Below are 19,479 nucleotides of genomic sequence, written 5' to 3' on the forward strand. Positions count from 1 at the left end.
TATGCGCCGTTTGCTTTTCTCACTGTTGATGTTCTGCGTGTTGCCCGCCTGGGCAGACAGCTACGACCAGTTGTACAAGGTCGCCGGCTGGCCGGAACAACGGGCGCATTTCAATGACGCCCTGAGCGCGGCCCAGCAGCGCTACCAGAGCAGCCTGCCACCGGCGGTGTTCCAGGCCCTGGTGACCAACAGCAATCAACGCTTCGCCCCCCAGGCCATGGACCAGCGGGCCGAGGCGCAAATGCGCAAGAACCTTCGCGATCCGAACCCGGCACTGAATTTTTTCCAGACGCCCCTGGGTCGCAAGGTCGTGGCGGCCGAGTTGCTGGCCACCCGGCGCGATCAACTGGCCAAGAACGCCAAGGGCCTGCCGAAGATGCAAGCCAGTGACAATCGCCTGCTGATCATCGGCCACCTGGCCCAGGCCCTGCCCGCCCGCGAGGCCGGCGCCGAGGTCAGCCTGGCGATCGCCGGCGTCGCGGCCGACAGCCTGAGTTCGATGATCCCCGGCCTGCTGGGCGCCGGCCAGGCCCAGGGCATGCTGAACGGCCAGCGCCAGCGGTTGATGGAGCAGATCGGCGCGGACCTGAACAACACGCTGCTGTACGTCTACCGTGACCTGAGCGATACCGAGCTGGAAGAGTTCGCCACTTTCGCCGAATCAGCCGAGGGCCAGGCTTATTATCAAGCCGCGCTGGCGGCGATCCGGGCGGGGCTGGCGGTGGGGCAGAATCTCGGGCAGTAGTGCCCAATAACGCCATCGCGAGCAAGCTCGCTCCCACAGGGTTTTGAGTACGCTCAGATTTCCCGAACGCCAGAGGTCCAATGTGGGAGCGAGCTTGCTCGCGATTGCAAATTCAAAGTCACCGCCGCATCCGGCTCATCCGCTTCGCCAGAAACCCGAACATCTCCTGGCGCAACGCCAGGGTCTCGTTCGCCAGGTGATGCCGTCCCTGGGGCAGCATCAGCACCTGGGGCCGGTCGAACTTGCTGCGCAACACGTCCAGGTTGTGTTTCCAATCCACCGTCATGTCGGCCTGGCCCTGCACGATCAGCGGCTGGCGTGGGCTGCCCGGGGCGGCCTCGATACGCTTGATCCACTGGCCCAGCGCCCCGACCCACGCCGTGGGCAGGCGGAGCGGTTGCAGTGGGTCGGCTTGCAGGAATGGCAGGAACTGCGGGTCACTGGAGTTTTCGCTGAAGCGCCGGGCAATACCGGTCACGAACGGCTTGAGCAGGTAATAACTGAGACGCGACCAGCCCCAGGCCCGCGGTCGCACCAAAGGCGACAACAGGATGACCTGGCCCTGGGCCGGGCTCTGGGCGCCCTGGTTGAGCACGTGATCGACCACGATGGCGCCACCGGTGCTCTGCCCGCACAAGTGCCAGGGCTGGGGCAGTTCCAGCGTGGCGGCCTCGCCCAACAGGCCCTGCAAGGTGGCCTGGTATTCGGCGAAATCACCGATGCTGGCCCGCTCGCCACTGGACAGGCCATGGCCCGGCAAGTCACAGGCGATCACCGCGAAGCCCTGCTCCAGGCCCCATTCGATCAAGTGCCGGTACAGCCCCATGTGATCGTAATAGCCGTGGAACACGAACAGCGTCGCCACGGTTTTTTCCGGCCACCAGACCTGACTGACCAGCGTGTAACCCTCTACCTCGAAACACCCCAGTCCCTTGCGCACGTCGCGCCCGGGAAAGTCCAGGCCGTAGAAGCGCTGGTACGCCTGGGCTTGCTCCGACAGGGGTTGCCACCGGGCCAGAGGTTGCAGGCTGGCACGCAGGAGATCGGGATCGAAAGGAGCAGGCATCAATAGGTCCAGGCAGAAGCGCATCGCGCGAAACAGACTTTGTAGGCCTGCGATATTCATCTGTCGCAGCGGGCATGGCAAGCTACGCGACCTCAGAGGATCGACACCATGCGCCCGTCCCACCGCACGACCTTGCTTGCCAGCCTGCTTGCCCTCGCGTGCGCCATCCTGTTGTGGGTGGCCTACGACTGGTTCCAGGGGCGTTTCCTGCGGGCCTTCAGCCAACACACGGCGGTATTTTCCGGCGAGCCGCTGCGCCTGCCGTCCGAGCTGGCCGGCCCCGGTGCCATCCGCCTGGTGCATTTCTGGGACCCGGCCTGCCCGTGCAACGTCGGTAACCAGCAACACCTGTCCGAACTGGTCGATCAATATGCCGCGCAGGGCGTAGAGTTTTATGCGGTTCAGAAAACCGGCAGCCAGGGCCAATTGCCCGCGACGCTCAGCCGCCTCAAACCCCTCGCCACACTCCCCGGTTCCAACCAGATTCCCGCCAGCCCGGCAGTGGCGATCTGGGACCACAGCGGCCAACTGGCGTACTTCGGTCCCTACAGCGAAGGGCTGACCTGCAACTCCACTAACAGCTTTATCGAGCCGATCCTTGAAGCGCTTAGTGCTGGCCGAAAAGTTAACGCCACTAACACATTGGCGGTCGGCTGTTATTGCCCCTGGTCAACTCCCAAGTGACTAATCTGAACTACGAAACGTATTTCCAAAACCCACTAGTTCAGTACTAAGCGATCGAACATTTGTTTGATTGTAGAGCGTTTGCTCCAAACAGGCGCTTGCGCTGAACCGTTTGTCGGATCCAATTTTCAGAAGCCCCTCCTACACGCCTCGTTTTTTGGCCGAACCCCATGCCAGACGGGTTGCGCAGGGGTGTTCCGGCTTTCCGGCCGTTGAGCTGAAACGATTAACATCTGCCGTGCCAGCATGAACTTTTTTTTAATCGGTTCTCTAAACCTCCGTAGCAAACAGAACGTTGGTCTCAAGTCGGTCATGCCGCGGCGCGGGAAATTTCTACGCGCCTTTGATCTTTAAATTGTCGACCTCCTACCAAAACAAGAATGGAATCGTCAGTGATGCAAAAGATGCTTTGCGCTGCACTTTCCACTACCCATAAAGAGGATGTTCTCAACCTTGAGGCGTTTGCCCAAAGTGTGGCGCCGCTCATGGTTGACGTGCTATTGCGCGGCGAAACCGGCACCGGCAAAGACACGCTGGCGGAGAAAATCCACCGCATGTCCGGTCGTTCAGGCAAATTCGTCGCCATCAACTGCGCCGCCATTCCCGAGAGCCTGGCGGAGAGTCAACTGTTCGGGGCCAACACCGGTGCGTTTACCGGTGTCAGCCAGAGCCGCGCAGGGTTCGTCGAGGCGGCGCATAACGGAACGCTGTACCTGGACGAGGTCGACAGCATGCCCCTGGCGCTGCAAGCCAAGCTGCTGCGTGTCCTGGAATCCAGGACCGTCCAGCGCTTGGGTTCGACCCAGAGCATCCCGGTGAACATGCGGGTGATCGCCTCCGCCCAGTGCCCTTTGGGGGAGATGGTCGAAAGGGGCGAGTTTCGTCGCGACCTGTACTTCCGGCTGAACATCGTCAGCCTCAAGCTGCCGCCCCTGCGCAGCCGCAAGGAACGCATCGTGCCGCTGTTCCAGTCACTGGTGCGGCGTGAAGCCAAGGCCCTGGACCGGCCCTACATCCCCCCGTCGCCGGAGCTGTTGTGCCACCTGATCGGCTACGCCTGGCCAGGGAACATCCGTGAGCTGCAATCCGCCGCCAAGCGCTACGTGCTCGGCCTGCCGGCGCTGCCCCGTGCCGAACTCTCGGAGCACTGCAACACCACGCTCAATTTGAAAGAGCAACTGCAGCAGTTCGAGAAAGTGCTCATCGAAGACTGCATGCGTCGCCACCATCGTCATATCGACAAGGTCATCGCCGAGCTGGGCATCGCCCGGCGCACGCTCTACTACCGGATGAAGTGCCTGGAAATATCGATGGGTTGAGTGCCCGGCGTGGAACCGTTTCCACCTGCGCCGCCACCTAACCTTCGAGACACTCACAACCGTCTCGCCATTCCACAATCCGGAGATACGACTATGAGTTTTGGTGGAGCTTCTCTTGCGGCCTCCATGGCGGCCATGCAGCAGATGGATGCTACCTCGGCTGCGATGACGACCATGAAATCCGAATTCGACCAAAAGAAACTGATCGCCGACACCATGAACGCCATCTCGGCAGAGTCCATGGACAGTGCCACCAAGGCCATTACGGCCATGGGGGAGGCGTCCAAGAACATACGATTCTGACAACCCGCTTCAAGCCCCGCCGCGGCGGGGTCTCTTCAAGCGCGATGAGATCAGGCCCATGCATATCGATCGGCTGAACAGCCTTCGTCCTCCCGCAGTCCTTTCACATGACGACTCCACGCAACGCCGCGCCTCGATCACTCAAGGCCTGGCAGATGCGGTGATCGAGCACCTGACGCAGCATGCGAGCAGCGGCCGGTTGAAAGAGTCACTGGTGCGATGGGGCGGTGAACACGACTCGGCAGGCGGACGCTCGCCCTTCGGCTGGCAGCCTCCGCAACAGGGCTTGGCCGTGGAAACGGAAAACCCGCTGAACCTGGTCCTGACGGACATCCTGGAAGAGATCAACGGCGGTACCGGCCAGAACCTGGAGGTCGATATCGACGACGCCTATTCCGATGAGGACCTGTTTGGCGACCTGGCGCAGATGTTCGCCCATCGCCGGCCACCCATCGGCGACAACGACGTCGGCAGCCAGAGTGATTTCGGCAGTGCGAACAACCCGTTCTGCGGCGCGCTGTTCGGCGCCTGGGAAACGGACGGCCCGCTCGACCGGCATAACGCCAGCCTGCGGCTGTTGCTCAGGCTCATCGCGGTGCTGGGCCGGCGCAAGCTGCTGACGCTGCTGGACATCGACGACAGCGCGGGCCAGGCGCGCTACGAGCCGGACGACCAGGACCTGTTGTTCGAGATCGCCAGCTTCATGGACCAGCACCCACAGCGCTACCCGCCGCCCAGCACCCACGGCGAAACGTGGACATGGACCGAGCGCATCGCCCTCGGCACGCCACTGCAAGCCCGCGAAACCCGGCTGTTCCAGCTGGCCCTGGAACAACTGGACCTGGCGCTGGCTCGCCTGGCGGGCCAGTACCCGGTCGCGCGGCGGCGAGCCCGGCGCGGGCGTGAGGAAATCGAGTTTCACCTGAGCGTCACCGGCAGTGCCCGCAACGTCCTGCGGCTGATGTGCGCCTGAAGGCATCCGCCCCTTTTGATTCGTCCCCTCGAGATTGGAGAAGCCCATGGAAATACAAGCCATCGATGCCAGCCAACTGGCCTCCTCACCGGCCAAGGCGGGCGCACGGCCGCAGGCCAGCGCCGAGACCAGCGACGTCAGCTGGTTCAACGCCCAGATGCGCGAGAAGCCACCGGCGCCGGATAACGAAAACAACGTCGCGGCACGCATCATCGATTCGCTGTCGAGTCGCTCCGGCGAACTGCAACGACTGGACGAGCGCGCCAACCGCGACATGCTCAAGGCCATCCGCACCGCCGACCCGCAGGACATGTTGCAGTCGAACCGGTCGTTGTCGTCGTTCCACCTGGAAAGCCTGATGACCGCGAAACTGGTCAGCAAAGGCTCCCAGGCGATCGAGAAGCTCACTAACCTCCAGTAAAGGAAATGCCGGCCATGTTCATGCGCGCATGCTCAACGTTGTTACTGTGCCTGCTGCTCACGGCTTGCGAGGAGCGATCGGCGCTGCACAGCCGCCTCTCCGAGCAGGATGCCAACGAAGTGATCGCGGAGCTGGCGGACAAGAACATCGAGGCGAGCAAGCAAGTCGACAAGGACGGCATGACCGTCCTGGTCGAGCCCGCCGACATGAACAGTGCCGTCCACGTGCTCGAAGCGGCCGGCCTGCCGCGGCGCTCACGTTCCAGCCTGGGGGATATCTTCCGCAAGGAAGGGGTCATTTCCACGCCACTGGAAGAGCGCGCCCGCTATATCTACGCGTTGTCCCAGGAGCTCGAATCGACCTTGTCGCAGATCGACGGCGTGGTGCTCGCCCGGGTCCATGTGGTCCTGCCGGAGCGGGTCGCGCCCGGCGAGCCGGTGCAACCGGCGTCGGCCTCGGTGTTCATCAAGCACACCGGGGCGCTGGATCCCGACAGCATCACGCCACGGGTGCGCAACCTGATCGCCAGCGGGATCCCCGGCATGGCCGATGCGGCCCACAATGCGAGCAAGTTGTCGGTGGTGTTCGTGCCCACCGTGCCGTATCAGGAGCGGCGCAAGATGGCGCACTTCGGGCCGTTCGTCATGCAGGCCGAGGAAGTCGCCTACTGGCGAACGGTCACTGTGGTGGCGGGTATCATATTGCTGGGGATCCTGCTGGGCGCCGGCTATGGTCTCTACCGGTTGTGGCGCAAGGGCGCCCTGACGCTGCCGCGCTTTCTCGAACACAAACTCACCCGGCCGGGCGCCCCCGCCGCACCACCGGGCAACACGGCGGCACCGTTGTTCGCGGTCAAGACACCGGGCGCTGGAACCCATGACAAAGGCTCTGCCGCATGAGCGCCGCGCTGGAGTGGGTTCACTGGTGGCACCACGCCTGGCGCCAGGCCACCCCCGAATGGCAGCCACCCGACCTTGCTCGACTGAGTGCGTCACGCCTCGACGCCCTCGCCCGTGGGCACCACGCCACGCTGGCCAGGCGCTTCGGCATGACGCCCTGCACGCCACCCAGGCCGAGCCCGGCGCAGCAGGCACTGCTTTGCGCACCGGCCGCCCTGGCCCTGGCCTGTGAACTGGTGGCGACCACCTGTTCACCGTTGACGGCCACCCCGGCATTGTCGGCGCAGGACCGCGCCTGGTGCGAACGCACGGCCAAGGCATTGCGCCCCGGGCATTGGCTCGAACCGGACCAGGATCCGCTCGCGCTGCTGCGGGCCTGGCTCGACGAACCGACCTGGCAACGGGCGCGCCTGGCGTTCCCTCGCGCAAGGATCATGGCCATCGAATGCAGCACGGCGCCCCAACCCCAACCGCCCGCGGCCAGGCTCGACACGCTCTGGCAGTCCGCCTGCTGGAAAGCCGGGCAAAGCCTGGCGTCCCCCGTCCCTACCCCCCACGACACGGAGATCCACGATGCTCGCCCGGCGCTCGCTTGAACTACGCCCCGAAGGCCAGGGCTTGCTGCAGCCCTATATCGCGCGCGAAACCCTGGTCGATTGCGCCCGTGCGCAACGTGTCATCGAACACGCCAGGGACCAGGCCGCGCAGTTGCTCGAACAGGCCAACGAAGTGGCCGAAGCGCAGGTCCTTGAGGCCCAGGCGCAATTCTGGGACAAGGCCGACGCCCTGCTCGCCACATGGGAAGCGCAGCGCCAGGCGATGTGGGAGCAGATTGAAAGCAGCGCTGCACGGCTGGTCAACGAGGCCCTACAAACGCTACTGGACGAGGTGCCCGAACCGGCGCGCATCGATGCGCTGGTGCGTCAGCTGGCCTCGGGGCAACGCGATCCGGCCACCGCTACCCTGCACTGTCATCCCGAAGACCTGGCGAGCCTGACCCGCAGCCTCGGCAACGCCAGCCCGCAAGCCTGGACGCCGGTGGCCGATGCCGGCATGGACCGTCAGCAGGTGAAACTGCAAACCCCTGGCGGCACGTTCCAGCTCGACTGGCCCAGCGCCGTGCAAGCGCTGCGGCTGCCAGAGCCGCAACCCTAAATCCAGTCCCCCGCTTCTTTTCTCGCTTCCTTGCGGAACCGCCACGGGCGTAACCACCACTCACCGGGTGAACACGCCCAAGCCCGGAGGAACCGTTTATGTCTTCTATCGATGCCCTGCAGCGCCGCCTCGACACTTACTTCCAACGCGCCACCGACAACGTCAACAACGCGGCGATGAACGCTGCGCAGAGCCAGTCCCTGGACGACATGCACACCTTCCTCACCAGCATGAACGGCATGTCGGTCGCGGTGACGGCGGCCACTCAACAGACCACGGCCCACCACAACCTCGCCAAGGCGATCATCGATGCAATGCCATGAGCTGCGCGCGCAGCTCATTCGCTGGAGTGCCGGCGCCGATGAGCCCGCGCCTTTCACCCTGGTCATCGACGACGGCGACGTCACCTTCGACAAACTCGAAGGCGCGCTGCTGCTGTCGGTCGAGCTGCCCGCCAGCGTGTCCAACGAGGCGGCCCTGGAAGAGGTGCTCCGGCTGGCCCACCCGAGCCTTTCGCGATTCCCCGGGGCACTGGCGCGCGCGCCCCACGATGCGCGGTTGTGGTTGATGGCGCAGCTGGCTCCGGACGGACACGTCGACGACTTGATCGAGTTGCTCGAAGCGCTGCTCAACCAGCGCGACACCTGGCAATCGATTCTGCAAAAAGCCCCACGTGCGGCGGCGGCGCCCGTGGCGCGGCGGCCCTCGCACGCTCATTTCCTTGGAACAGGACTGCGCCATGCCTAACCAGTGGTTTATGCCGTACCGCTTGATGACCGAAGGCAACGCCCGTCTTCGCCAGTTGATCACGCAGCGCTGGGCGAGCCCCTCGCTGATTGCGCTGGTGCTGGCCGGCTCGCTTGGGCTGGCCGCGCCGACACAGGCCGCCGTGCCCACCGATTGGAAGAACACCCCCTATGCCTATGACGCCCAGGCCACGCCGCTGACCAAGGTACTCGATGACTTCGCCAATACCTTCGGCGTGCAACTGGTGATCGACGGCACCGTCAAGGGCACGGTGGAAGGCCGGATGCGGGCCGAAAGCCCCCAGGCGTTCCTCGACCGGCTCGGGCTGGAGAATCGCTTCCAGTGGTTCGTGTACGGCAGCAGCCTGTACGTCAGCCCGTTGCAGAACCAGCGCTCCAAACGCCTGGAGGTGTCCGCCGATGCCGTGCCGGACATGAAACAGGCGCTGACCGATATCGGCCTGCTGGACCCGCGTTTCGGCTGGGGTGAATTGCCTGACGAAGGCGTGGTGCTGATCACCGGTCCCGAACGCTACGTGCGCCTGGTGACCCAGTTCGCCAGGGCACGCAAGACCCCCGAAGAAAAACAGGAAGTCATCAGCTTCCCGCTGCGCTACGCCACCGCGGCCGACCGCAACATCAAATACCGCGGCGACACCCTGGTCATCCCCGGCGTCGCCAGCATCCTGCGGGGCCTGCTGGAGAATCGTGGCTCGACCTCCGGCGCGGCACCCACCGCCCTGCCCCAAGCGTCGTTCCAGAACATGCAGGGCAACCAATCGATGGCCATGGGCAATATCGAACAACTGGCCTTCAACGGCATGGGCCGCCCGAACACCACCCGCGTGCAGCCCGGCGATAGCGGCGGTGGGAGCCGCGGCAAGATCCGTGTCGAAGCCGATGTGCGCAACAACGCCGTGCTCATCTACGACGCGCCCAAGCGCCGGGAAATCTATACCCCGCTGATCCGCGACGTGGATGTGCCGCGCAAACTGGTGGAAATCGACGCGATCATCCTGGACATCGACCGGACCCAACTGGCCGAACTGGCCTCCAACTGGAACGTCGAGAGCGGCGACCTGATCGGCGGCGCCTCGATGCTGCGCCCCGGTGCCAGCTCGACGGTATTCATCCAGGACTACGGCGACTTTTCCGCGCAACTGCGCGCGCTGGAAGGCCGCGGCCTGGCCACGGTGGTCGCCAACCCCTCGGTCCTGACCCTGGAGAACCAGCCGGCGGTCATCGACTTCAGCCGTACCGAATACCTCTCCGCCATCGGCGAGCGCGTGGCCAACATCGAACCCATCACCGCCGGCACCAGCCTGCAAGTGGTGCCGCATGCCATCGAAACCGGCGGGCACAAGCAGATCCAGATGGCCCTGGACATCGAAGACGGCCGCATCGAACCTTCCGAGGTTGGCCAGCAGACGCCCAGCGTACGCCGCGGAGTGGTCAGCACCCAGGCGGTGATGGGCGAAAGCCGCTCGCTGGTGGTGGGCGGTTTCCACACCGAGGAAACCGGCGACAACCTGGAACGGGTGCCATGGCTGGGTCGCATCCCGCTGCTGGGGCCGCTGCTGTTTTCGTCGACCACCCGCGAAACCAGCCGCCGGGAGCGAGTGTTCATCCTGACGCCACGCCTGATCGGCGACCAGGTCGACCCGGCCCGCTACATCTCGACCCTCGACCGCGAACAGGTCGACAGCGCCATGGCGCGCCTGGAAGAGCGGCGCAACGGCAAGCGCCCGGTCGGTCGCCTGGAGGTCAGCGACGTGCTCGCCCGCCTGGCCGACGGCAACATCCCGGCCTCGTTCAAGCAGGCCGATTCGATTCCCTACTCCCCCGAGACGCTGTGCGCCTTGCAGCCCGGACTGACGCTGGACGCCTCGCGCGCCCAATGGTTCGCCGGCCCCGACTACGGCATCGCCGTGGGCGTGGTGCGCAACGATGGCCAGCGGCGGTTGCGCTTCGATGAAGCGAGCTGTGGCAGCCGCTGGACCCTGGCGGCCTCTGCCTGGCCGAAAGTGTGGCTGGAACCCGGCGAGGAAACCGAAGTGTTCGTGGTCATGAACCAGCCCGCGCGCGTACCGGGCGGCGAACGTCCTTCCCTACTGCAAACCACTGCGAGGATGAACCCATGAGTCGCACACCGCTGCTGCTCGCCGTACTCCTGAGCCTGCCGGTATTCGCCGGCTGCGCAAGTCGCTCGGGCTGCCAGGCCGGTTCCTGTGAACGTGCCGAGCCCGACCCTGCGCGGATCGTCGTCTGGTGGTCGCCCGGCATGCGCGGCGGCCTCGGCTCGCCCGAACACCCACTCGACCACAGCGTCGTCCCCTTGGAGAACTGAATCGGCATGTCTTTCTCGGTGCACAGCGCAAGCACTCGCCAAGCTTTTCAAAAGAACATCATCGCCGGCATTGCGACGTATTGGGAAATTGCCCCCGGCATTGAGTTCGGCTTGAGACGCGAGCCTCACAGCGTGGGGCTCGCGCTACAAGTACAAAGCCAGGTGCTACGCGCCAACCAGATCCAGCAAGCGCTCGAACGACGCTTCGCCAACCCGCTGGAATACGCTCAACTGTTCGTGTTCCTCGACCCACAGCGAGCGCTCGTGGTGTGGCAGGCGCTGCCGGACTCCTCCATCACATCTGAACTGCTCGACGAGATCCAGTCCCGACAGCTTTCGCTGCTGGGCCTGGAAGACCTCGACGACCGTCCAGCCACCTACTGAGGCTCACCATGACCGCCGCACCGCTCGCCCAACGTTTGATCTCGGCCCTCGCAGACCATCTGCACGCGGACTTGCAACTGGAGCAAGGCGTGTGCGCGCTGTATGACAAGCACAACCGCGAAGCGGTGGTCATCGAGTTGCCCGAGCACAGCGACATGGCCATTCTGCACTGCGCGATCGAGGTGACGGTCCACGCCCCCGACCTGCACAAGCGCCTGCTGGAACTCAACTTTCGCCTGGACCTGCTCGGCGGCAGCTGGCTGGCCCTGGACGACAAGGCCTGTGTTCGCCTGTGCGCCCACAGCACGTTGTCGGCCCTCGACGAAACCCGGTTCTGTCATTGGGTGGTGGGGTTCGTCGCCCAGGTCAACGAGGTGCGCCCTCGCATCCTCGATTTGGCCAAGCCGGGCGAACCCCGTCCGGCGAGCCTCGCCATGAACCGCACCCGCCTGGGTTGAACCGCCCCGTCGAGCCCCACCAGGTATGCCTGGCGGGGCCGTGGGCGCCGGGCCTCAACGCAGCTTCATCGCTTCGCCACCTTCCTGCATGACCTTCCTGGCGCTGTCCAGGAAACCCTTGGTGACTTCGGTCACCGTGTCGCTCATCAGCTTGGTCATGTCCGCGGCGCTCTTGACTTGCAGCATCGCCGCCTGGCGCTCCTCCATGCCCATCTGAAGTTCGAACTGACGCTCCATCAACTGTCGCTGACGGGACTCCATGTCACGCAGGAGTGTTTGCTCGGAGGCGGGTGCGGTCGGCGGCGGGGTCGCCGTATCGGTTTCGGCGGACGGCCGTGGCTGCGGGGGCTGGGACCTGGCACGGGACGCGCGGGTTTCCTCGCGGGTGCGGGTTCGACCGCGCTGATGCAACGTCGGGGGTGTCGAGGACGAACGCCCTCGTGCCTGCAAGCTCTGGCTGGTGCGGCGTTGTTGGGCTTCGAGGGGCTGCTGGCTCAACGTGGAAGCGTTGGACAACAGGCTGCTGTCGACCCCGTGCAGGGCGCCTGTGCGCCCGACAAGGCTTGGATCATGGGGCATGGGAAATTCTCCAGTGGGTTCCTCGGGGAGGATGGGCGGGCCATAGCGGCAAGCCGGCAGCGCCCGGACGAATCCGGCTCATCCCCTGAGTGGCCGCCATGGGTGCATCGGTTCCCTCGCCCGGCCTCAGCGCAGGTTCAACTCCGGAATCTCGATCACCTCGGCCTTGGCCTCGTCGTCCAGTTCCCGCAGCACCCGGTAGATGTGCGCTACTGCCTGGAGCGTCTCGCGGGGGATGAAACCGCCGACGTCCTCGCGGTAGATCGTGCGCGCCAGCCAGATGCACTGGATGACCGGAATCCGCGCCGCCTTGGCCCGCTCGATCAGCGCCCGGGCCTCGGCATCGACGCCCTTGACGATGAGCTGCGGCAGCGCCGTTTCCTCGGGCCGGTAGCGCAGGGCGACGGCAAAGTGGGTGGGGTTGACCACCAGCATATCGGCGTCCTCCACCGGCTGGGTTTCCTTCTCGGCGGACTGCCCGGCCAACTGCCGGGCCAGGTTGCGGCGGTGCATCTTGACGTGCGGATCGCCCTCCATTTCCTTGAACTCCTTGCGTACCTCTTCCTCGCTCATGCGCAAGCGCTTGGCAAAAAAGTACTTCTGCAGGCCGAAGTCGATGATCGCCAACACCAGCAACACCGCCAGGCACGTGTGCATGATGTGCCGGAACAGGCTGGCCAACCCGCGCCAGTAGGTTTGCAGGTCGCCGTTGACCAGGCTGACCAACGCCCCGAGCGCCGGCATCGTGACCAGGTACAGCACGGCCCCGATGAACACCGCCTTGACCAGCCCCATGAACAGGTTGATCAGCGCCTGCCCGGAAAACATCTGCTGGGCCTGGTTCAGCGGGTTCAGGCGGTTCGGGTCAGGCGCCAGGGCCTCGGGGGAAAACAGGAAGCCGAACTGTATCCAGCCGGCCACCAGCCGCGTGGCAATCGCCAGCCCCACGGTCATCAGGGTGAAGCTGAGCAGCACGCTGCCGGCATGGGCCAGGGTTTCCTCGAAGGCCCGCGTGAAATCGACGTCCAGCCGATGCAGCGGGAAGGCCGCCAGGTCTTGCAGCGTCTGCATGCTGTCATCGGCCAGCGTCAACGCCACCTCGGTGACCGCCGCGAGCACCAGCAGGCTGCTGAGGTCCTGGCTCTGGCCAACCTGGCCTTTGTTGCGGGCGTCGCGAATCTTCTTCGGCGTCGCGCTCTTGGTCTTTTCGCCACTCTCTTCACTCATCGGCGAGCCCCTCCCTCAGGGCGCCTGCAACAGCAGGTCAAGCAGGTGCCGGATTTCCCCATAGCGGATGAGTCGGCCGGTCATCGCGTCCCACAGCGTGGGCAGGTAGAACAGCAAGAAGCCCAGGCCGATCAGGCTCTTGGCCGGCATGGCGAGGATAAACACCTGCAGTTGCGGGCTGTACAGGCTCAGCAGCGCCAGGCTGAACTCCACCAACAACAACAGGCCAATGAATGGCGCGGCGTAGAGCAGCATGTGCATGAACATCTCGGCGAGCAGCCCGAGGAACACCCCGAAACCATCCGCGCCGGGCAACGGGAACCAGGTCGTGGGCGACCAGACCAGGTAACTGTCCCAGATCACCTGGGTCAGGGTGCCGATGCCCAGGGTGGCGACCAGCAACAGGATGATCATCTCCTTGAACAGGTGGCCCAGGGGCGTGGTATCGGTGCCTAGCGCCGGGTTCAACTGGCCGCCGATGAGCGCGCCGCGCTGGTTGTCCAGCAAGGCCCCCACCGATTCGTACAGCCAGAACGGCATCGCCAGCAACACCCCGAGCAAGAAGCCCAATATCAGCTCCTTGACCATCAAGCCGCCCAGGAACAGCCAGTTGACCTGGGCGTCGATCAGCGCCTGGCGGATACCGGGGGCCGGCAACATCGCCAGGGCGAAGACGATGGCATGGCGCGGCAGGCCGCGCAGGTGCTGGAAGCAGAACACCGGCACCAGGTAGGCGACCGGATAGATGCGCGCCATGCCGAGCGCCACCGACAGCAGCAGGTCGAAATAGGGCAGGAACGCCGAGGCCGCCATCAGGTGTTGGCCATCATTTCAAAGGCCCGGCGCAGCAATCCCATCAGTTCTCCGCCCACCCAACGCCCGGTCACCAGCAGGGTCAGCCCCACCGCCACCAGCTTGATGCCGAACGGCAGGGTCTGGTCCTGGATCTGCATCAAGGCCTGCACCAGCGAGGTCAGCACCCCCACCAGCACCGCCACGATCAACGGCGGCGCGGAGAGCAGGACCACCAGCAGCATGCCTTCCTTGAACAGCGTCATCGCGTCCATCGCAGGTCCTCAGAGATAGGAATAGAAGAGGCTGTCCAGTAGCTGCGTCCAACCCTGGGCAAGCACGAAGACCAGCAACTTGAGCGGCAACGAAATGGTCATGGGCGCCACCATCTGCATGCCGAGCGCCAGCAGCAGGTTGGACACGATCAGGTCGATGACGATGAACGGGATGTAGATCAAAAAGCCCATCTGAAAGCCCGCCTCCAGTTCCGACAGCATGAACGCCGGAATCAGCAGCATCAGGTCATCGCGACTGGCCTGCTCGGCGCGCTCCTTGGGCCACATTCGCTGGGTGTTCTCCAACAGGTGGGTGAGGATGTCCGGGTTGGTGTTACGCGACATGAAGGCTTGCAGCGGCTTGATCGCGTTCAGGGCCGATCCCTGCAACGCCTCGGTGTTGCTGAAGTCCAGCGGCCGTTCTTTGAGCGCTTCGGCCACGTTGTGGCCCACCGGCGCCATGATGAACAGCGTCGCGGCCAGCGCAATGGCATACAGCGCCATGTTCGGCGGCACTTGCTGCACGCCGATGGCGTTACGGGTGATGGTCAGCACGATGGCGATCTTGAGGAACGCGCTGCAGATGATCAGCAGCAGCGGCACCAGGGAAATGCCCCCGATGAACAGCGCCAGCAGGAAGGGGTCGACCCCCTGGAAGCTCATCCAGCCACATCCACGCGGACGATCTGCAAGCCCAGCCGGCCATCGACCTCCACCAACTCGCCATGGGCCACGGGCCGCTCGCCGTAGAACAAGGCCCCGGCCCCCGCCGCTACGCCTTGCACTTGCAGCACCGCGCCGGGGGCCAGGTTGCGCAGCTCGCCCAAGGTCAGGTTCAGGTGGCCGCAACGTACCGTGAGCGCCAGCGGCAGGTCGTCGAAACGTTCATGGCGGTCGACGGCCGCCTGTTGTGCCGCCGGTGCGTCCTCGGCATCGGCTTCGGCGTCGGCCTGGGCCAAGGTCGCCGGGTCGAACGCCGCCGGGTCCTGTTCGTCGGCGGCGTAGCGGGCGGTGTCGTCCCATTCGGGCGTCAGGATGTCGGTGTCGGCGGTGCTGCTCATAGCGGTCTCCTCAAGCGCGAGTACGGTCAGGTGCAACGGTGCGGCGTGGCTGTGCACCTGCACGTGTAGGCAATGCCGGCCCAGGCGAACCAGGCCTTGGCCGGATGAATCGAACCGGTGTTCCTCGGGTATCACCACGTCACCGGGGCGCAGGGCGGCGAGCTGTCCGCTGGCCAGGGCCAGGTGCCCGACCAGCAGCGGCACGCGGAACATAAAGTGTTCGGTCCAGGGCACGGTCTGGCGCTGCCAGGGGGCGGCGTCGAGCAGGCCCAGCAAGGTCTGGCCGGGCACCTCCAGATGGCAGACCACACGCGCGGCCCCCAACTGCACGTCGAGTCGACAGGCAATGCCGCTGACTCCGGTCGCGTCCAGCGGCTTGAGAAAACCGAAGGCTTGGCGCAAGGGCTCGCTCAGGAGCTGATGGAACAGGGACCAGAACCACTCGTCATCGGCCCCGGGCTCGGCGGGCAAGACCACCGGGCACTCACCGAACAGGCTCAGCACCGGGCCGGGTTCACCCAAGACAAACGCCCCGTGGGCACACTCGAGCACAGCGGGCGAGGCACCCGTGGGACCGTTGCCCAGGCTCAGCGCCAGTCGCCCCGTTTCTCCCGCCACGTCGAACGGCAACTCGACGCCAGCCCCCAGCCGTTGGCGGGCGGCGGCTTCCTCGGCGCTGACCGATGGCAGCGACAGTGCAAATGCGCTCATGTCAGTCGTCCTCCTCTACGCGTGCCACGTGCACGCTGACCGGTTGTCCCAGGCTCTGCGTCAAGGCGTCTTCGAGGTGGCCGCTTCGGCTCGACAGGCGCGCCTGCACCTCATCGCTTTCGCCACTCAGGCCGATGTCCCAGCCGGGACCACTGTCCAGCCGCCGTGCCAGCACCTTGATCCGTCCCAGGTGCGGCAGGTGCAACAGCAGGTCCAGTTGCAGGTCCTGGGTGGCGCGCAAGCGCGGCGTGAGCTGATCGACAAACGCCTCCACATCACTGCCGTCCAGGCCCACCAGGCCCGACAACGAGCCCGCCCCGGCAGTGTCCTGTTGCAAGCCGCCCTCTGGTGCCTCGACCCATTGGCGGAACCAGTAGCCGTCGCTGCGACCGATCGTGGCATCCGGGTCGCGATCGGTGCCGGGCGTGCAATCGCGCAGCGTCGAGCGTGGCGCCCGGCTCGCCTGGGCCGGTGGCGGTTCATACCCACGCAGCGGGTGGCGAACCGGGGCGCTCGGCGGTTCGTGCCGAGGCACCGGCTCATGGCGTACGGGACGTTCATTCATCGCATGACTCCTGCGCCAGGCGCTCCATCAACGCCTTCAGCTTTTCCAGGTCGCGGCGGCGCCCGCGCAGGCGCAGCTGTGCCGCTTCCGTGTCCTGTGCCTGCTGGGCCCGGGCAGCGTCCAGCGCCTGCACGCCCTGGGCTTGCTCGGCCAGCTCGCCCATCAGGCGGCGTTCCTGGGTACTCCAGGCATTCAACTCGACCACGCTCAGCGCCCGCCCACGGTGTTCGTCGCACAGGGCCGCACGCTGCGCGGCCTGGCGTTCGCTGGCCGCCTGCCATTGCGCCCGCGCCGCCGCCACGCTGGCTTCGCGCTCACGCAGCAGGTCACGGGCCTGGCGCCACGCCCGCTCGGCCTGCGCCTCACGGTGACGACGCACCGGCGCCAGGGCATCCAGGTCAGCTTGGGACATAGGCGGTCAACTGGTGCAGGTGAGCCAGGGTCGAGGACATGGGCTCCGGCTCGCGCAGGTCCTGGCGCAAAAAACCGTCCAGGGCCCCGCGTGACTCCACGGCCAGGTCGGTCAGCGGGTCGGCGCCGGCCTGGTACTCACCCAGGCGCAGCATCAGTTCGATCTGATCGTAGGCCGACAACAACCGGCGCAGGTTGATGCCCGCCCGCAGGTGCTCTGCCTCGGCCACATTGGCCAGGGTCCGCGACAGGCTCGCCAGCACGTCAATGGCCGGGTAGTGCCCGCGCTCGGCCAGTTTTCGCGACAGGACAATGTGGCCGTCGAGCAACGAGCGTACTTCGTCGGCCACCGGATCGTTCATCGAGTCCTGCTCGATCAGCACGGTGTACAACGCGGTGATGGCGCCGTCTTGGGTCAACCCGGCCCGCTCGACCAGGCGCGGCAGCAGGCTGTAGACCGATGGCGGCAGGCCTCCGCGGCCCAGCGGCTCACCGGCGGCCAGGCCGATTTCACGCTGGGCCCGGGCAAACCGGGTCAGGGAATCGATCAACAGCAGGACGCGCCGGCCTTCGGCTCGAAAGCCCTCGGCCAGTGCCGTCGCCGTGAAAGCCGCGCGGGCGCGCTCCATGCTGGAACGGTCGGAAGTGGCGCACACCAGCACCGCGCGGGCCCGGAGTTCGTCGTCGAGTTCGTGATCGAGGAACTCGCGCAATTCGCGCCCACGTTCGCCAATCAGGCCGAACACGATGACGTCGCAATCGACGTTGCGGGCGATCTCTGCCAGCAGCGTGGTCTTGCCGCAGCCGGCACCGGCGAACAACCCCACGCGCTGGCCTTCGCCGAGGGTCAGCGGCCCGTCGATGGCACGCACGCCAGTCGTCAGGGCGTGCTGGATGCGGGGCCGGGCGGTGGGCGCAGGCGCTTCGCCAATCACCACCGACGCGTGCAGCACGGACGCATCGGCAAACGCACCGGCGCCACCGTCCACCAACGGCCGGCCGAACCCGTCCAGTACCTGGCCCAACAACTGCGGCCCCACGTGCACCCGGTGCGGCATGCCCAGGGGCTCCACCGTCGCCCCGACGCGCACGCCTTCCAGGCCGCCCAGGGCACTGAGCAAGGCGTCGTGCTGGTCGAAGCCGACGATCTCGGCGAGCAGTGGCTCACGGGCATCGCGCTCGACCCGGCACAGATCGCCGATCTGCGCCTCGGGCAGCCGGCATTGCAACAGAATGCCATTGACCCGTTGCACCCGCCCGCGCACCGCGACCGGCGCGAACCGCTGCAAGCGCGCTCGCTGAGCGCTTTCCCAGGCCTGCAGGCGTGCCGCCGCTGCGTGCGTCATCACCAGGTGACCTCGTAGCGTTGGTCACCTTCGAAGGTCACCTTGTCGTTGCCGATAGCAGTCAAGCGCAAGCCATCGATCTGGTCGCCGAGAAACAACCGGCGGCCGTCGGACGTGACGACATGGCCGCGCTTGCCGCCCACGATCTGGGCGATCTGGAACGGCAACTGCGTCAGGTGCTCCTGCACGTTAGCGGTGATCGGAACCGGGCTGTCATAACGGTCGTTGAAACGCTCGACCAGGCGCTCGACAACCGCCAGGCGCTGGCGCGGCAGCTCGCCCACCAGCACCAGGCGATCGTCCCGGGACTCGACCTGAACCTGCGCCGCGAGGTCGCGCTCCTGCAACATGCGATCCAGCTCCAGGCGCACCGCCGCGACGTTGTCCAGCGTCACCTTGCTGCGCTTGAGCGACTGGGCCGGGCCGGGGGCCACGGGCTGCGCCGGTTGGCTGGTAAAGGCCCAGGCACTGGACGCCACGGTGATCACGGCGGCAGCAATGGCCAGGCGCCTGGGCCACCAGGGCCGGGCCGCCGATTTCAGGTTGTCCGGGCTGCCTGCCGCCGGCGCACCGTTCTCCAACGTCGCCTCCTGGGGCCACGGTTGGTCGGCCGGGGCGAGGCACAGCCAGATGCCGGCGACGACGAAAGGCGCGTTGACCGGCAACGGTTCCGTGGGCGTCCAGGGTTGCCCTTGTGCATCGCACGCCACGCCATCCAGCAGCGCCAGCCGCCACTGTTCCTGCACTCGCTCAAGGCGCACGTGCCGGGCGCAGATGCCTGGATCGTAGAGGGCCAGGTCGGCGTCCTCCGCCGCCCCGACCACCCATTCATCGCCCACCAACGGCAAGGCCGCACCCCGGTGCAGACCACTCAATACCCGTAGCTCGAACATGGCCAACTCCTCAAGGGGCGACATCGCTCGCCCTCACCTGTTGTGGACGGGACACCCGCAGGCTCCCCTCCTCGTTATGTGCAATCCGTGCAATTGCCCCGTGACGCCGCCGAAGCCGA

The 19,479-nt window shown here is 65.8% G+C and carries 26 protein-coding genes; 15 read left to right on the plus strand and 11 right to left on the minus strand.

From position 1 onward, the window contains the following. Nucleotide 1: 1 nt before the first annotated feature. Nucleotides 2–745, plus strand: a complete 744-nt coding sequence (locus V3H56_RS25865) for a DUF2059 domain-containing protein (protein ID WP_042731305.1) — start codon at nt 2–4, stop codon at nt 743–745. 118 nt (nt 746–863) lie between these two features. Here the strand turns inward: V3H56_RS25865 and V3H56_RS25870 are convergent, their stop codons facing one another. Beyond that, entirely contained in the window at nt 864–1,811 is a 948-nt protein-coding gene (locus V3H56_RS25870) for an alpha/beta hydrolase (RefSeq protein WP_042731308.1), read from the minus strand. A 108-nt stretch (nt 1,812–1,919) separates the two neighbouring features. On the opposite strand from V3H56_RS25870, the gene V3H56_RS25875 reads away from it, so the two are divergent. The 14 genes from V3H56_RS25875 (at nt 1,920) to V3H56_RS25940 (ending at nt 11,500) form a co-directional block, all read left to right on the plus strand. Continuing rightward, nucleotides 1,920–2,495, plus strand: a complete 576-nt coding sequence (locus V3H56_RS25875) for a DUF6436 domain-containing protein (protein WP_042731304.1) — start codon at nt 1,920–1,922, stop codon at nt 2,493–2,495. Between the two features lie 395 nt (nt 2,496–2,890). Further along, nucleotides 2,891–3,814, plus strand: coding sequence for a sigma-54 dependent transcriptional regulator (locus V3H56_RS25880; RefSeq protein WP_042731303.1), 924 nt, complete (start codon nt 2,891–2,893; stop codon nt 3,812–3,814). Between the two features lie 93 nt (nt 3,815–3,907). Then, nucleotides 3,908–4,117, plus strand: a complete 210-nt coding sequence (locus V3H56_RS25885; protein ID WP_042731302.1) for a hypothetical protein — start codon at nt 3,908–3,910, stop codon at nt 4,115–4,117. A gap of 58 nt (nt 4,118–4,175) precedes the next feature. Then, the gene (locus tag V3H56_RS25890; protein ID WP_047735836.1) at nt 4,176–5,090 is read left to right on the plus strand and encodes a type III secretion protein; all 915 of its coding nucleotides are present in this window, start codon (nt 4,176–4,178) and stop codon (nt 5,088–5,090) included. A gap of 46 nt (nt 5,091–5,136) precedes the next feature. Continuing rightward, nucleotides 5,137–5,511, plus strand: coding sequence for a type III secretion system inner rod subunit SctI (gene sctI / locus V3H56_RS25895; RefSeq protein ID WP_042731300.1), 375 nt, complete (start codon nt 5,137–5,139; stop codon nt 5,509–5,511). 14 nt (nt 5,512–5,525) lie between these two features. Further along, the gene (gene sctJ, locus V3H56_RS25900; protein ID WP_047735835.1) at nt 5,526–6,410 is read left to right on the plus strand and encodes a type III secretion inner membrane ring lipoprotein SctJ; all 885 of its coding nucleotides are present in this window, start codon (nt 5,526–5,528) and stop codon (nt 6,408–6,410) included. Beyond that, nucleotides 6,407–7,006 (plus strand): hypothetical protein, encoded by a 600-nt coding sequence (locus V3H56_RS25905; RefSeq protein ID WP_047735834.1) that lies wholly within the window; start codon nt 6,407–6,409, stop codon nt 7,004–7,006. The genes sctJ and V3H56_RS25905 overlap by 4 nt, the downstream gene beginning before the upstream one ends. Beyond that, entirely contained in the window at nt 6,984–7,565 is a 582-nt protein-coding gene (gene sctL, locus V3H56_RS25910; RefSeq protein ID WP_042731297.1) for a type III secretion system stator protein SctL, read from the plus strand. The genes V3H56_RS25905 and sctL overlap by 23 nt, the downstream gene beginning before the upstream one ends. Nucleotides 7,566–7,663: 98 nt before the next feature. Then, complete coding sequence (locus V3H56_RS25915) at nt 7,664–7,888, plus strand: type III secretion protein (RefSeq protein WP_042731296.1); 225 nt, start codon at nt 7,664–7,666, stop codon at nt 7,886–7,888. Then, nucleotides 7,875–8,312, plus strand: a complete 438-nt coding sequence (locus V3H56_RS25920) for a type III secretion system chaperone (protein ID WP_042731295.1) — start codon at nt 7,875–7,877, stop codon at nt 8,310–8,312. Before V3H56_RS25915 ends, V3H56_RS25920 begins: the two co-directional genes overlap by 14 nt. Next, the gene (sctC, locus tag V3H56_RS25925) at nt 8,305–10,452 is read left to right on the plus strand and encodes a type III secretion system outer membrane ring subunit SctC (protein ID WP_047735831.1); all 2,148 of its coding nucleotides are present in this window, start codon (nt 8,305–8,307) and stop codon (nt 10,450–10,452) included. Before V3H56_RS25920 ends, sctC begins: the two co-directional genes overlap by 8 nt. Beyond that, nucleotides 10,449–10,658, plus strand: a complete 210-nt coding sequence (hrpT, locus tag V3H56_RS25930) for an HrpT family type III secretion system protein (protein ID WP_053147141.1) — start codon at nt 10,449–10,451, stop codon at nt 10,656–10,658. Before sctC ends, hrpT begins: the two co-directional genes overlap by 4 nt. Nucleotides 10,659–10,664: 6 nt before the next feature. Next, nucleotides 10,665–11,042 (plus strand): hypothetical protein, encoded by a 378-nt coding sequence (locus tag V3H56_RS25935; RefSeq protein WP_042731021.1) that lies wholly within the window; start codon nt 10,665–10,667, stop codon nt 11,040–11,042. Between the two features lie 8 nt (nt 11,043–11,050). Then, the gene (locus V3H56_RS25940; RefSeq protein ID WP_047735830.1) at nt 11,051–11,500 is read left to right on the plus strand and encodes a type III secretion system chaperone; all 450 of its coding nucleotides are present in this window, start codon (nt 11,051–11,053) and stop codon (nt 11,498–11,500) included. 54 nt (nt 11,501–11,554) lie between these two features. Here the strand turns inward: V3H56_RS25940 and V3H56_RS25945 are convergent, their stop codons facing one another. The 10 genes from V3H56_RS25945 to V3H56_RS25990 all read right to left on the minus strand — a co-directional run bounded on the left by V3H56_RS25945 (nt 11,555) and on the right by V3H56_RS25990 (nt 19,360). Next, complete coding sequence (locus tag V3H56_RS25945; RefSeq protein WP_199925081.1) at nt 11,555–12,079, minus strand: type III effector; 525 nt, start codon at nt 12,077–12,079, stop codon at nt 11,555–11,557. Between the two features lie 126 nt (nt 12,080–12,205). Beyond that, a complete protein-coding gene (gene sctU, locus V3H56_RS25950; protein ID WP_338474012.1) occupies nt 12,206–13,306 on the minus strand; it encodes a type III secretion system export apparatus subunit SctU in 1,101 nt (366 codons plus the stop codon). Between the two features lie 15 nt (nt 13,307–13,321). After that, nucleotides 13,322–14,119: a type III secretion system export apparatus subunit SctT gene (sctT, locus tag V3H56_RS25955; protein WP_042731018.1), complete on the minus strand. Its 798-nt coding sequence runs from the start codon at nt 14,117–14,119 to the stop codon at nt 13,322–13,324. Then, nucleotides 14,119–14,373, minus strand: a complete 255-nt coding sequence (gene sctS / locus V3H56_RS25960) for a type III secretion system export apparatus subunit SctS (protein ID WP_042731017.1) — start codon at nt 14,371–14,373, stop codon at nt 14,119–14,121. Before sctS ends, sctT begins: the two co-directional genes overlap by 1 nt. A 9-nt stretch (nt 14,374–14,382) precedes the next feature. Next, a complete protein-coding gene (sctR, locus tag V3H56_RS25965; protein ID WP_042731016.1) occupies nt 14,383–15,036 on the minus strand; it encodes a type III secretion system export apparatus subunit SctR in 654 nt (217 codons plus the stop codon). Continuing rightward, the gene (locus V3H56_RS25970) at nt 15,033–16,145 is read right to left on the minus strand and encodes a FliM/FliN family flagellar motor switch protein (RefSeq protein ID WP_338474013.1); all 1,113 of its coding nucleotides are present in this window, start codon (nt 16,143–16,145) and stop codon (nt 15,033–15,035) included. Before V3H56_RS25970 ends, sctR begins: the two co-directional genes overlap by 4 nt. Nucleotide 16,146: 1 nt before the next feature. Beyond that, nucleotides 16,147–16,710, minus strand: a complete 564-nt coding sequence (locus tag V3H56_RS25975; protein ID WP_338474014.1) for a type III secretion protein — start codon at nt 16,708–16,710, stop codon at nt 16,147–16,149. Beyond that, nucleotides 16,703–17,122 carry a type III secretion protein gene (locus V3H56_RS25980; RefSeq protein WP_123579195.1) on the minus strand — a complete coding sequence of 140 codons (420 nt, stop codon included), beginning with the start codon at nt 17,120–17,122 and terminating at the stop codon, nt 16,703–16,705. Before V3H56_RS25980 ends, V3H56_RS25975 begins: the two co-directional genes overlap by 8 nt. Beyond that, entirely contained in the window at nt 17,109–18,467 is a 1,359-nt protein-coding gene (locus tag V3H56_RS25985) for a FliI/YscN family ATPase (protein WP_338474794.1), read from the minus strand. The genes V3H56_RS25980 and V3H56_RS25985 overlap by 14 nt, the downstream gene beginning before the upstream one ends. Beyond that, nucleotides 18,467–19,360 carry an FHA domain-containing protein gene (locus V3H56_RS25990; protein WP_338474015.1) on the minus strand — a complete coding sequence of 298 codons (894 nt, stop codon included), beginning with the start codon at nt 19,358–19,360 and terminating at the stop codon, nt 18,467–18,469. The genes V3H56_RS25985 and V3H56_RS25990 overlap by 1 nt, the downstream gene beginning before the upstream one ends. Nucleotides 19,361–19,479 lie beyond the last annotated feature (119 nt).

Origin of the sequence: Pseudomonas sp. MS646, from assembly GCF_036693845.1 — a bacterium.
GTDB classification, from domain to species: domain Bacteria; phylum Pseudomonadota; class Gammaproteobacteria; order Pseudomonadales; family Pseudomonadaceae; genus Aquipseudomonas; species Aquipseudomonas chlororaphis_E.